The 13,121-nt window shown below is 44.3% G+C and carries 12 protein-coding genes; 1 reads left to right on the forward strand and 11 read right to left on the reverse strand.

Annotated features, from left to right (window positions below):
- The first annotated feature begins 192 nt into the window (after positions 1-192).
- A complete protein-coding gene (locus tag EDD68_RS07295; RefSeq protein WP_132371589.1) occupies positions 193-516 on the forward strand; it encodes a hypothetical protein in 324 nt (107 codons plus the stop codon).
- An 80-nt stretch (positions 517-596) separates the two neighbouring features.
- Here the strand turns inward: EDD68_RS07295 and EDD68_RS07300 are convergent, their stop codons facing one another.
- The 11 genes from EDD68_RS07300 to EDD68_RS07350 form a co-directional block, all read right to left on the reverse strand.
- On the reverse strand, positions 597-1,850 hold the full coding sequence (locus tag EDD68_RS07300) for a DNA polymerase IV (protein WP_132371590.1): 1,254 nt from the start codon (positions 1,848-1,850) through the stop codon (positions 597-599).
- A gap of 367 nt (positions 1,851-2,217) precedes the next feature.
- Positions 2,218-2,550 (reverse strand): HIT domain-containing protein, encoded by a 333-nt coding sequence (locus tag EDD68_RS07305; RefSeq protein WP_132371665.1) that lies wholly within the window; start codon positions 2,548-2,550, stop codon positions 2,218-2,220.
- 225 nt (positions 2,551-2,775) lie between these two features.
- On the reverse strand, positions 2,776-2,991 hold the full coding sequence (locus EDD68_RS15710) for a MerR family transcriptional regulator (protein ID WP_424399159.1): 216 nt from the start codon (positions 2,989-2,991) through the stop codon (positions 2,776-2,778).
- 90 nt (positions 2,992-3,081) lie between these two features.
- Positions 3,082-3,819 (reverse strand): exonuclease domain-containing protein, encoded by a 738-nt coding sequence (locus EDD68_RS07315; protein WP_341540270.1) that lies wholly within the window; start codon positions 3,817-3,819, stop codon positions 3,082-3,084.
- Entirely contained in the window at positions 3,819-4,790 is a 972-nt protein-coding gene (locus EDD68_RS07320; protein WP_132371592.1) for a DUF294 nucleotidyltransferase-like domain-containing protein, read from the reverse strand. The genes EDD68_RS07315 and EDD68_RS07320 overlap by 1 nt, the downstream gene beginning before the upstream one ends.
- 29 nt (positions 4,791-4,819) lie before the next feature.
- Positions 4,820-6,103, reverse strand: a complete 1,284-nt coding sequence (locus EDD68_RS07325; RefSeq protein WP_132371593.1) for an ammonium transporter — start codon at positions 6,101-6,103, stop codon at positions 4,820-4,822.
- Between the two features lie 307 nt (positions 6,104-6,410).
- Entirely contained in the window at positions 6,411-7,460 is a 1,050-nt protein-coding gene (locus EDD68_RS07330; RefSeq protein ID WP_132371594.1) for an LLM class flavin-dependent oxidoreductase, read from the reverse strand.
- A gap of 399 nt (positions 7,461-7,859) precedes the next feature.
- Positions 7,860-8,984, reverse strand: coding sequence for a tripeptidase T (locus tag EDD68_RS07335; RefSeq protein WP_132371595.1), 1,125 nt, complete (start codon positions 8,982-8,984; stop codon positions 7,860-7,862).
- 69 nt (positions 8,985-9,053) lie between these two features.
- Entirely contained in the window at positions 9,054-10,604 is a 1,551-nt protein-coding gene (locus EDD68_RS07340) for an acyl-CoA carboxylase subunit beta (protein WP_132371596.1), read from the reverse strand.
- A 3-nt stretch (positions 10,605-10,607) separates the two neighbouring features.
- Positions 10,608-11,429, reverse strand: coding sequence for a methylmalonyl-CoA epimerase (gene mce, locus EDD68_RS07345; protein ID WP_132371597.1), 822 nt, complete (start codon positions 11,427-11,429; stop codon positions 10,608-10,610).
- 24 nt (positions 11,430-11,453) lie between these two features.
- Positions 11,454-13,109: an acyl-CoA mutase large subunit family protein gene (locus EDD68_RS07350; RefSeq protein WP_132371598.1), complete on the reverse strand. Its 1,656-nt coding sequence runs from the start codon at positions 13,107-13,109 to the stop codon at positions 11,454-11,456.
- Between the last annotated feature and the right edge of the window lie 12 nt (positions 13,110-13,121).

A 13,121-nucleotide genomic window follows, 5' to 3' on the forward strand; every position in this document is an offset into this window, starting at 1 on the left:
ATGCGTATTCGCATGGAATGTCAGCAACCAGCCTAGCATTTGAAAGCAATCATACGATAGAGGAAGAATCAAGCACATTTTGTTGCGGAGAACCTTTTATTTAACAGAAAAACCATAAATTGTTAATAAGGTGTTTCTTCCGCCATATTCTGCTATAATTCCTCTATACACGATCGATATGGAGGGAATCACATGGACTGGGAATCTCTTCCTGACTTGTTCTGGTTTTTCTATTATATTGTTTTGCTGATCACATTAGGAACCGCTATATTTCATCTAGTACAAAAAAAGGGGAAGATCATTTCGATGTTGACTATCTTTTTTACCGTCACCACCCCGATTGTCAGTTTTATGAACAGTATTGGCAGGGATAGTGGAGTGAACGAATTGGAACATTTTATGATGAATCTGACACAGGGTTCACTCTGGGCCATTTATTCTATGACGGGTTATCTGATGATCATGGTCTTCTGGATACTATTTTCCCGTCAAATATTTTCAGCAGACGACTCATAACATTCCAAATATCTCTTATTAAAAACAGCTGTAAAAACCACTCCCTGAAACAACAGGAAGTGGTTTTATAACCTTTACTATTATTCTTTATGTTTAAAATCATCGAGAAAGTCTTTCTGGAAGCTGGTAGAAATATAGCCGTCATCATCATGGGCTTCCGGTTTTTGTATAATTTCTTTTCCGTATTTTTCCGTTAGATAATCAATCGCTCGATACAATTTTTCTTTTTTTGCTTCATGCTCATATGAAAATAGATCCAGCTGTTTGGACATCTCTTCTTTTTCCACTAAATGCTGAGCAGTTACCCCGAGCAACCGAACAGCTTCTCCCGTCCAATGAGAAAGAAAAAGGTCCACAGCAACCCGATAGATATCTTCCTTATTTTCTACAAAATCATGGAGCTTGTGGCTTCGTGTAATGGTTTTGCGGTCAAAGTAGCGAATCATAATCTGGATATTTTCACAGACGACCTGTTTTCGTTTCATCCGTTCGGCAACTTTTTCCGAGAGTTGATGAAGCATCTGTTTCAGTTCTGTTTCATCAGCTGTATCGTAAGGAAAGGTCTGGGAATTGCCGATACTTTTAAACTCATGGACCGAATCAGGGTCCACTGGCCTCGGGTCAATGCCATTGGCCCTATTTTTTAGCCGTTCGCCATTAATACCCAGAAGATTTTTTAAATGAAGGACGTCTGCTTTCGCCAGATCCCCGATGGTGTATATCTGAAGCGTCTTTAGCTTGTTCGCTGTTTTTTCCCCTACCCCATACATGTCTTCAATAGGAAGAGGCCACAATTTTTCTGGAATTTCCCTTTTACGCAGGATGGTGATACCCATCGGCTTTTTCATATCCGATGCCATCTTCGCCAAAAATTTATTCGGGGCAATGCCGATGCTACAGGGAAGATCCAGTTCATCCTTAATCCGTTTTTGAAGATGTTTTGCGATATCAAGGGGTTGACCCAGATGGGCACATTCCGTCACATCCATGTATCCCTCATCGATGGAGACCGGCTCCACATAAGGAGTGATCGATGACATAATCTGAAAGATATGTTTTGATGCCTCCCGGTAGCGGGGAAAATTCGGTTTCAGAACAACGAGATTTGGGCACAATTCCCTTGCTTTCCACAATGGCATCGTTGTTCTGACCCCTTTCGCCCTGGCTTCATAACTGCTTGTCACAATAATTCCTTTCCGTTTTTCCGGATCACCGGCAATCGCCAGCGGTTTCCCCTTTAGGTCCGGGTTATAAGCCATTTCCACCGAAGCATAAAAACTGTTCATATCTACATGAAATATGATTCTTCCCTTTGTTGAAAAACGTTTATTCATGGTCATCACCTTTTAATCGGAACAGTTGTTCTAACCTGATTTTACCATAACTTTATGGTGCAATGCCCGATATTTCCTTATAAAACCCTAACATAACGGAATGCTAAAGTACCATTTCTCTAACAGCAGCCAGAAAAAGTCCGCTGAAAAAATTCGTGGGGTCAGAGAGCAGGGGGATGGGGAATGTCTGTCAGATGTTTCAAGAGAAATATAAATGAGCATGGGACAAAAATTAAAAAGACGAAAAAAAGATTTTTCAATACCTTATGCTGTTCGATTTGGGCCTCGTTTAATAACAATCATACAATAACATGGTATCAACATGTCATTCTTTATCTCCTTACTTATCGAATCCAATTTTGATGACTTACTTGATTGCATTTCCATGGACAATATGAAAGTGAAGATGTTTGGAATCCTGATAGTCCCCAAGATTCGTAATCACTCTGCAGGATCCGTGCTTTTCGGTAACCTGTTCAGCCACCTGCCTGATCACCTTAAAGAGTTCAAGGAGCAAATCGTTATCCTTATCCCCGAGGGCAATGAATGAATCGATATGCTTTTTAGGAAAAGCAACGATATGTACTGGATAGGATGGCTTCGTATGATGATAAGCCAGCACATGATCGGTTTCCATCACTTTTTGAACAGGTGTCTTTCCGCTCAGCACTTCGTCACAATAAAAATTATGAGTCATCATAGATCCTCCGTTTCCTTCTCTATCACTTCTGGTGCACATTCTAATCTTACAATCATTGATCATTATAACATTATTTTCCGTGACGTAATCGAATTTCCTTTTTTGAGGATAAAACATTTGAGGATGAGGTGGAATGCGTAAAAGAGGCAAAAATCAAAGATCAAATGAAGTATGGTACTCGCCATAGAAAAACGAGATGGATTATTGGTGTTCGGCATACAAAAATTAAGGTGATTCATTGACAGAGGAGGTGCAGTGATCCAAACGGGAGTAAATAGATCGGTATCTTTCAAGATTGCTTTTATTCCTGTAATGTTGATTCCCTGATAAATGAAGTTGTTTCACTTTCTTTAATCGTTGAATGTCCTTTAATGAATATATACGATGATTGCTGCCATTCCGACACGGTTTGATCCATCCCTGTTGTTCATCGTATCGAATTTGCCTGGCTGTTCATCCTGTTCAATTCTTTACCACGCTGATTGGAAATGTCGGTCAATCATCAGCAATTGAATGATCAATCCCCTCCCCTTAATAATGTGATTTGCTTTGGTTTCGTTTGACCAGGTAGGAATATACATCATGCAAATGAGCATAACCGAGTTGCTGTACCCGGCGAATCCCTTCTGACCACAATTTTGCTGCCGCCATCGCATCATGCAGGGCATGATGTCTCTGTTCAATGGAAATTCCATAGTAAACACAATATTCATCAAGTGTTGTTAACCCTGCCTCTGGTTCTACAATCTGTGTCAAGAAGGATGTATCAATAATACGATGCGGAAAATTGGTTTTCAGTACGGCCCAATTGGCATGCCTCATAAATTGTTTTTCGTGACTGGCATGATGGGCAACCAGCGTATCACTTTTCACAAACTGGTAAAATTTTTTCAGCACATCGTGAATAGGGGGAGCTGTTACTAATTGCTCTTTTGTAATGCCTGTCAATTTTTGAATTTCTTCTGGAAGACCTTCATCGCTGTACACATAGGAATAAAATGTATCTTTTTCAAAGATCTGTTCACCACACATTTTCACAGCACCGATCGAAAGAATCCTGTCGCCTCTGTAAGGATTAAACCCTGTGGTTTCCATATCAACCACCACCACTTTTAACTGATCAAATGGTATATTCAGGATGTCTTTTTGTTTCACTTCCCGCTGCAAGCTTCGGATATAGGCAATCTGATTCGGATCGGTCAGCGATGTGTCATCATTGGATTGAAGTCTTCCTGACAGTTGTCTGACAAATCGGATCATCTGGTTCATCACCATCGAGAGCACCCATCTTCTATGATTTTTTTCGTTTCTGAAAAAAGATCGTGTCCTTTCCTCATTAGCCATTTCAATTCTTTTTTATCTTTTTTGGACAAATCATCCAGCGATATAAAGTGAACTTGCTGATAGCTTCTTGCATTCTGCTGAAAATGGAGCCTGAAGTAAAGAAGCTGAATAAAATAGGGTTCAAAGCTATGAATATATGGATATAAATGTTTGATTTTTTGAAACCTTGAGAGCGTTGATGGCACATAAATTTTTTCTTTTAATGCCAGAAGCCTTAATGCATTGACATAAGGAAAGAATGTCGTCTGTTTGATATTGATCTGGCCTGATTGCTCTCCCCGGAACTCGGGCAAGAACTGACCGAATACTCCGATTCCCTTTTTGATCAAATCAACGTTATCGATGAAGCGTAGAAATAATTCTGGATGGTCATGAATCATGGAAAAAGAATGGTCTTTCAGGTCATGCAAAAAACGGTTGTCACCAATCAATCCCCTGGAGTCAAAAAAAGTTGAAAAATAACGCAGTGAAGTCCAGCTGGCTTCCGTTAACCAATCGGAAATCTGTTGTTTCCATCCATGTATCGATTGACACCACATGGGATTGGAGGCCATGACGTTTCCGTCACAAAGCTCATAACCGACGAGATCCAATCCTACTGCAATTTCTTTTCCTAAGGTTAAAAAATAGTCCTGACAGTGTGGACCCCCATGAAAGATCAGCCCGTGATCCTGATCACTCCAAATCCCCTGTTCAAATCGTCCTCCGCTTCCCATTAAAAAGAAGACAAAGGGAGCAGGAGGTGCCCCCCGCTCACTCTGTACTTGATCAAGCGCCCTTTTAACCGTGATCCTTATGATTTCATCATGCCATTCATTTAATGTAAAAGGATTAGCTGAAACAGTTTCCATCTTGTTTTTCCGCCATTGTTTCATCTCTGTATAACGATCCAACATAAACTGACCCCCTGTATCAACTAATCCGGTCAATTGCTATTCCATATGGCACCTTTCGATTCATCTGGATGATGGATATTTTCCGGATAACCATATCCGCCGTGTTCGCTTAAATCAAGACCTACAATTTCTTCTTCTTCGGTTACACGGATACCTCCCATCACTTTATCCATGATTTTCAGGATGACGAAGGATACGACAAAGGCGTATAAACCGCTGGCAACAACACCCATGATCTGTACCCCCAGTTGGCTGAATCCCCCACCGTAGAATAGACCAGGAAGCCCCCAGCCAATATCTGATGAGAAGGCAGGAACCGCAAACAGACCATTGGCAAGTGTTCCCCAGACACCGACTGTACCGTGAACCGACAAGGCAAAGATCGGATCATCAATTTTAGCTTTATCAAACATTTTCATGCTATAGACAACAATCACTCCACCAATCAGACCAATGATGACTGCAGCCCATGGTTCCACAAATCCTGCAGGGGCCGTAATGGCAACAAGACCGGCTAACGCCCCATTTAACGTTGTGGGAACATCGGCTTTACCAGTCAACACCCAGGCCACAAACATGGCAGCAATGGCACCAGCTGCCGCAGCCAGTTGTGTATTTAGAATCACAAATCCAAAGAATGCATCAGCCACTGCAAAAGTACTTGCTCCGTTAAAACCGAACCAGCCAACCCATAACAAGAGTACACCAAGTGCGGTATATACCTGATTGTGACCCACAATATCATTGGAAGACCCATCTTTATTGTATTTCCCGATGCGTGGTTTCAGGACAATCGTTGCTGCAAGGGCAGCCATTGCCCCTGTTAAGTGAACAACCGTTGATCCGGCAAAGTCCTGTTTTCCGTGATCAGCCAGCCATCCTCCTCCCCAGATCCAGTGAGCGATCACCGGATAGATAATCGCTGAAAACAAAATGGCAAATATGACATATGACGATAACTTCGCCCGTTCAGCAAACCCTCCAAAGGCAATGGTCATGGCAACCAGGGCAAACATCATCTGGAACATAAAATCTACTGCAGGTGATAATCCTTCTCCGCCAAATGATGCATCTCCGTAAAAGAAACCTGATAAGCCTATGAACCAGTTCCCTTCCCCATAAATAAACCCAAATCCGACAGCCCAGAATACTAAGGAACCAATACCTGCTGTAAAAATCGTTTTACCGGCAATATGCCCGGCATTTTTCATTCTCGTAGATCCGGCTTCCAGTAAAATAAAGCCTCCCAGCATCAAAAATACTAAAACTGTGCCGAGTATGACCCATAAATTATCCATAAGTGCTATTTCCATCCATCATACTCCCCTTTTGTGTTATTTTTTTTAACACCTTTTGTTAGTAAAACTGTACTATGGACTGAATATCCCTACAATTAACTTGTAAGATAATCTGACAATGTTTTTTTGGTGTATTCTGTCAGGGGAAAGCGATTACATGGCTGACGCTCTAAGAGTAGAAAATTTAAAAAATCCCCGCCAGGTGGCGAGGATCACATTAGATTTTCAGGAGCAATTACTTAAACTTTCAACATTTGGCCAGGCAGAAAAGTTGCTTTCATACAGTCCTTTATCAAAAAATCGGCAAAACCGGCTGTCCGATTTACCGTTCTTCTTCCCATCTGGCTACTTCCTCCCGTACCCTGGGGGCAACTTCTTTACCCAGCAGTTCAATGGATTTCATGACATCTTCGTGGGGCATAGAGCCAACAGGTACATGAAGCATAAAACGGGTGATGCCGACATTTTTGCGAAGATGGATAATTTTCTCGGCGACCATCTCCGGGTCCCCGACATAAAGAGCTCCTTCAAAGCTTCGGGCCGCATCGTATTGAGCTCTGTCATAAGGACCCCATCCCCTCTCGCGACCGATCACATTCATGACATATTGTGTCGGGCGGAAAAACTTCTCCGCAGCCGTTTCCGAGTCTTCTGCGATAAACCCGTGGGAATGGGAAGCAACCGGAAGACTGTCCGGATTATGGCCTGCCTGTGCGGCTGCACGCTTAAACAGCTCAACCAGGGGTGCAAATTGTACCGGTCTTCCGCCGATGATGGCCAGAACCAGGGGAAGACCGTATTTCCCCGCCCGGATGACCGACTGCGGGTTGCCTCCGCTTCCTACCCAAACCGGCAAAGGTTTCTGAACAGGGCGGGGATAGACGCCCATATTTTCAATCCCCGGGCGATGTTTACCCTTCCACGTCACCTTTTCTGACTCCCTGATTTTTAGGAGCAATTCCAGTTTTTCCTCAAACAGTTCTTCATAGTCGTTTAAATCATACCCGAACAGGGGATAGGACTCAATAAACGACCCGCGGCCAACCATAATTTCTGCCCGGCCTTCGGAGATTCCGTCGAGAGTGGCAAAGTGCTGAAACACCCTTACCGGGTCATCAGTGGAAAGTACGGTTACCGCACTGGTCAGGCGTATCCTCTTCGTCCGGGAAGCCGCAGCAGCCAGCAGCACGGCAGGGGACGAGCAGGCAAAATCTTTCCGGTGATGCTCCCCCACACCGAACACATCCAGCCCAACCTCATCCGCGAGGATAATCTCTTCCACCACTTCACGCAGACGCTGATCATGACTGATGACGTTTCCGGTTTTTATATCAGGGGTTGTTTCCACAAAGGTACTGATGCCGATTTCCAAGTTTCATTCCTCCCATTCAATATGGTATTGAACCATATATATACTCGACCAGCAAGTACTTTCATTTTGATGGTTTACCCATGGATATTCAAGTGTTTTGAAATAAAACATTCTACTCCAATATTTGAACGTTGCTACACTTTTGTATAATAAGGGATCAGCAAAGGGATACGAAGTAAGACATGCATTGGAACAATCCCCATAGAAAGCCTATCTGAAAGGCTGGAACTAGTATATCAACCGTATCTATTTTAATTTTTATACATTTCTTCTGTCCCTTTTGGTCTGTGTTTGTATTGGAGCATTGATTTCAGTTATACGCTTGAATAGCAAAAAATGCACATAAAAAGGAGCATCTGAACTGTTGAATCCCAGATGCTCTTTTTATAACTATATGATTTATTTTGCCGCTTCTTCAGAAATTGCAGTCACGAATTCTGCAATTTTCACCAGTTCTTCTACTGGCATACGCTCATTGGTGGTATGAATTTCCTCATAACCCACAGCCAGATTGACCGTTGGGATGCCGAAGCCTGCAATAATATTGGCATCGCTTCCCCCGCCACTTTTGAGCAGCTCACTTTGACGACCAATTTTTTCTGCAGCTTTTTTCGCTACTTCTACAACTTGATCGCCCTCTTTATGCTTGAATCCTGGATACATGATTTCAGATTCAAAATCAACGCTTCCGCCCATCTCTTTTGCCGCTTCTTCAAAGGCTTTGCGCATGTTTTCCACCTGGGCTTCCATTTTTTCCGGAACCAGGGAGCGGGCTTCAGCTAATATTTCCACATGATCGCATACGATATTCGTTGCCTGTCCGCCTTCGAACCGGCCGATGTTTGCGGTGGTTTCCTCATCAATGCGGCCCAGCGGCATGCGTGATATCGCTTTGGCTGCAATGGTTATAGCAGAAACGCCTTTTTCCGGTGCTACACCGGCATGGGCGGTTTTGCCTTTTACCGTCGCTTTGATTTTGGCCTGCGTAGGAGCTGCTACGACGATGTTTCCGACTTTGCCGTCACTGTCAATGGCATAGCCGTATTTGGCATGGATCAGCGATGAATCCAGCGCTTTGGCACCAACCAGACCGGATTCTTCCCCAACAGTAATGACAAACTGAATGTCTCCATGAGGAATATGGTTTTCGTTCAGGACACGGATGGCTTCCAGCATGGCAGCAAGCCCTGCTTTGTCATCAGCTCCTAAAATGGTCGTGCCATCTGATACGATATACCCGTCTTTAATGGAAGGTTTAACCCCCTTTCCTGGAACAACCGTATCCATGTGGGAAGTGAAATAAATGGGATCTGCACCGTCCTTTGTTCCTTTTAGGGTACAGACCAGATTGTTCGCTCCATGGCCCGTCGTTTCTTTAGCGTTGTCTTCTTTCACGTCCAGGCCAAGGTCGGAAAATTTCTTTTTCAACACTTCGGCAATGTCGCCTTCGTATTTGGTTTCTGAGTCGATTTGCACCAGTTCTAAAAATTCTTCTATTAAACGGTCCTGATTTACCTGTGGCATGAACCTTCCTCCTTTATCTTCCTATCTATCAGTTTCCTGTATATAACAATTGATGTCAACGATCAAACCTTACAGCGGAATGTTGCCATGCTTTTTCTCCGGACGGACTTCTTTCTTATTTTTCAGCATTTCCAGGGAGCGAATCAACGCCATTCGTGTTTCCCGGGGGTCGATGACATCATCCACCATGCCAAGGGAAGCAGCTACATAAGGGTTTGCAAATTTTTCCCGGTATTCGCTAATCTTTTCCTGTCTAGTGGCTTCCGGGTTGTCACTATTTTGAATATCCCGGGCAAAAATAATATTGGCTGCTCCTTCCGGTCCCATAACAGCAATTTCCGCATTTGGCCAGGCGTATACGAGGTCAGCCCCGATGGATTTACTGTTTAACGCCACATAGGCTCCCCCATACGCTTTTCGTGTAATAACCGTAATTTTGGGAACAGTCGCCTCTGAATAGGCATATAAGATTTTGGCTCCGTGACGGATAATGCCTCCATGTTCCTGCTTAACACCCGGGAAAAACCCGGTTACATCCTCAAAGGTAATAATCGGAATATTAAAGGCATCACAGAAGCGGATAAAACGGGATGCCTTATCACTGGAGTCAATGTCCAGTCCGCCGGCAAAATGTTTCGGCTGATTACATACTAAGCCTACTGTCTGTCCCTTCATCCGGGCAAATCCCACCACAATATTTTTTGCAAATTCCGGATGGATTTCAAAAAAGCTGTCCTGATCCACGACCTGTTCAATAATGGTTCGTACATCATACGGGCGAACAGGATCAAATGGAATTAAGTCCGTAATATCCGGACGGAAATCATCCTCTTCTTCCTCCACCTTCACCACCGGCGGCTTTTCATTCTGATTGGACGGGAGGTAACTGATCAGCTTTCTGACATAATCCAGGGCTTCTTCTTCATTTGCCGCTTTTAAGTGGGCATTCCCGCTTTTGGTGTTGTGGACATGGGCTCCACCAAGGTCTTCAGACGTAATTTTTTCTCCGGTTACCGTTTCAATCACCTTCGGGCCGGTAATAAACATTTGAGATGTCTCTTCCACCATGATGACGAAGTCCGTAATCGCCGGAGAGTATACCGCTCCGCCGGCACATGGTCCCATGATCACAGATATTTGCGGAATGACACCGGAGTAAATGGAGTTACGGTAAAAGACATGCCCATATCCGTCCAGTGAAGCTACTCCTTCCTGGATTCTCGCACCTCCAGAGTCATTCAGACCGATGAAAGGCGTGCCATTCTTCGCTGCCAGATCCATCACATGGGCAATTTTTTTTCCGTGCATCTCCCCCAGAGCGCCGCCGAACACCGTAAAGTCCTGGGCGAATAAATACACATCACGGCCATCAATTTTTCCATAACCGGTAACGACCCCTTCGCCAGGTGCTTTTTTCTTGTCCATGCCAAAATCATGGGCCCGATGTTCCATAAAGGGGTTGAGCTCCACAAAAGTGCCTTCATCCAGTAAGTATTCAATCCGTTCCCGGGCGGTCATTTTTCCCCGCTCCCGCTGTTTTTCTATTTTTTCGTCACCGCCGCCTAATTCGATTTCTCTTCGTTTGTCATAGAGTTCGTTAATTTTATCGTAGATGTCCATGGTTTATTCCCCCTTATGTTCACATAGTTCGTATAGTACACCGTTTGCAGCTTTTGGATGGAGGAAGGCAATTCTAGAATTGTATGCCCCTGCTTTAGGTGTTTCATGAATTAATGGGACGTCCTGATTTTTATACTGCTTAAGGCGTTCTTCGATGTCCTGAACCTCCAGGGCAATATGATGGATTCCTTCGCCTCTTTTTTCTATAAACTTTTGAATGGGAGAATCATCATTCATAGGCTCAAGCAATTCAATAGATGTTTCACCGATTTCAAAAAAGGCGACTTTGACCCCTTCTGAAGGAACTTCCTCAATCCCTTTGAGTTTGAGCCCCAAAATATCATGATAGAAGGACATCACATCATCCAGCTTTTGAACCGCAATGCCGATGTGAGCGATTTTTTTCGGTGGTTCCGTTACTTTCTTTGCATCCGGGTCCACGAGTTCTTGAATGAAGCGGGCAATCGTGTCCGTCGGTGTACCCGGGGTGAACACTTTTTTAATCCCCTGTTCTTCGAGATAAGGGATATCCTCATACGGAATAACGCCGCCACCAATGACTGGAATATCCTCTGCGTTCTGCTCCTTCAGCGCTGCAATCACTTTAGGAAAAAGGGTGCGGTGGGCACCGGAAAGGGAAGATAATCCGATGACATCTACATCTTCCTGGATGGCAGCCCGGGCGATCTGTCCAGGGGACTGGCGCAATCCTGTATATATGACTTCCATGCCATGGTCTCTTAAAGCCTGGGCGATCACCAGTGCACCCCGATCATGGCCATCGAGACCAGGTTTTGCAATTAATACACGAATGTTTCGATCCATGATTCATCCTCCTCCGTTTCTCCATTACATGCCTGTGTATTCGCCAAACTCATCCCGCAACACGTTGCAAATCTCACCGACTGTTGCATACGCTTTGACAGCATCAAGAATATGTGGCATCAGGTTTTCTTTTTCATCTTTTGCTGCATTTCTCAAACGGCTCAGCGTATCATTTACTTTCGACTCATCCCGGGTGTTACGGACGTTTTGAACATTTTTCTTTTGATCATGCTCTAATTTTTCATCCACACGCAGCAGTTCCGCATTCAGTTCTTCGTCAATTTGAAATTCATTCATGCCAACGACTATATCTTCTTTCGATTCGATACGTTTTTGGGCTTCATAAGCTGACTGGTGAATTTCCCGCTGCATATAGCCCTCTTCAATGGCCTGAACCGCTCCACCCAGTTCTTTAATTTTTTCAATATAGGCTTCCACTTCTTTTTCAATCTGATCGGTCAGCTCTTCTATATAATAAGAACCTCCCAGGGGATCAACGGTATCAGCTACTCCGCTTTCGTGGGCAATAATCTGCTGGGTTCGGAGGGCGATGCGGGCAGACTCCTCGGTCGGTAACGCCAGTGCTTCATCCCTGGAATTGGTGTGCAGGCTCTGGGTTCCGCCCAGTACCGCCGCAAGGGCCTGAAGCGTAACCCGAACAATATTATTGTCAGGCTGCTGAGCTGTTAAAGTAGAGCCTCCCGTCTGAGTATGGAAACGAAGCTTCCAGCTCTTCGGATTTTCCGCACCATAATGTTCTTTCATCATTTTTGCCCAGATTCTCCGTGCTGCCCGAAATTTTGCAATTTCTTCAAAGAAGTTGTTGTGGGCATTAAAGAAGAACGCCAGTCTTGGTGCAAACTGATCCACTTTTAAACCGCTTTCAAGGGCGGCATCAACATAAGCCATCCCATTCGCAAGGGTAAAGGCCACTTCCTGTACCGCTGTGGAACCCGCTTCCCGAATATGGTAGCCGGAAATACTGATGGTATTAAATTTCGGAACATGTTGCTGGCAATATTCAAAAATATTGGTAATCAGTCTCATGGATGGCTTTGGCGGGAAAATATACGTTCCCCGTGCAATATATTCTTTTAAGATATCATTCTGGATCGTTCCGGTCAGTTTTTCTTTCGAAACTCCCTGCTTCTCCCCGACGGCTATATACATCGCGAGCAAAACAGATGCTGGGGCGTTGATCGTCATGGATGTACTCACTTTATCCAGCGGGATGGCATCAAATAAATCCTCCATATCTTTCAGGGAGTCAATAGCGACCCCAACTTTGCCGACTTCCCCCTCTGCCATTGGGTCATCCGAATCATAACCGATCTGTGTCGGAAGGTCAAAGGCAACCGAAAGCCCTGTCTGGCCCTGTTCTAATAAATAGCGAAACCGCTTATTGGTTTCTTTTGCGGAGCCAAATCCGGCATATTGCCGCATCGTCCAGAAACGGCTTCGGTACATAGTCGGCTGAATACCCCGGGTATAAGGGTATTGCCCGGGAAAGCCAAGATTTTCTACATAATGTTCATCCGGATCTTCCGGTAAATAAAGCCGGTCCACAGGAATATCTGAACTCGTTGTGAATGCGTCCTTCCGTTCCGGGAACCTGCTGGTCGCTTTTTCTACTTCCTGTTCCCACTGTTTCTGTTGTTTTTCAAACCTTTTCTGTCCCATAGATCAATGAGC

This window comes from Melghiribacillus thermohalophilus, assembly GCF_004342905.1.
In the GTDB taxonomy this organism is placed as follows: Bacteria; Bacillota; Bacilli; order Bacillales; family Alkalibacillaceae; genus Melghiribacillus; species Melghiribacillus thermohalophilus.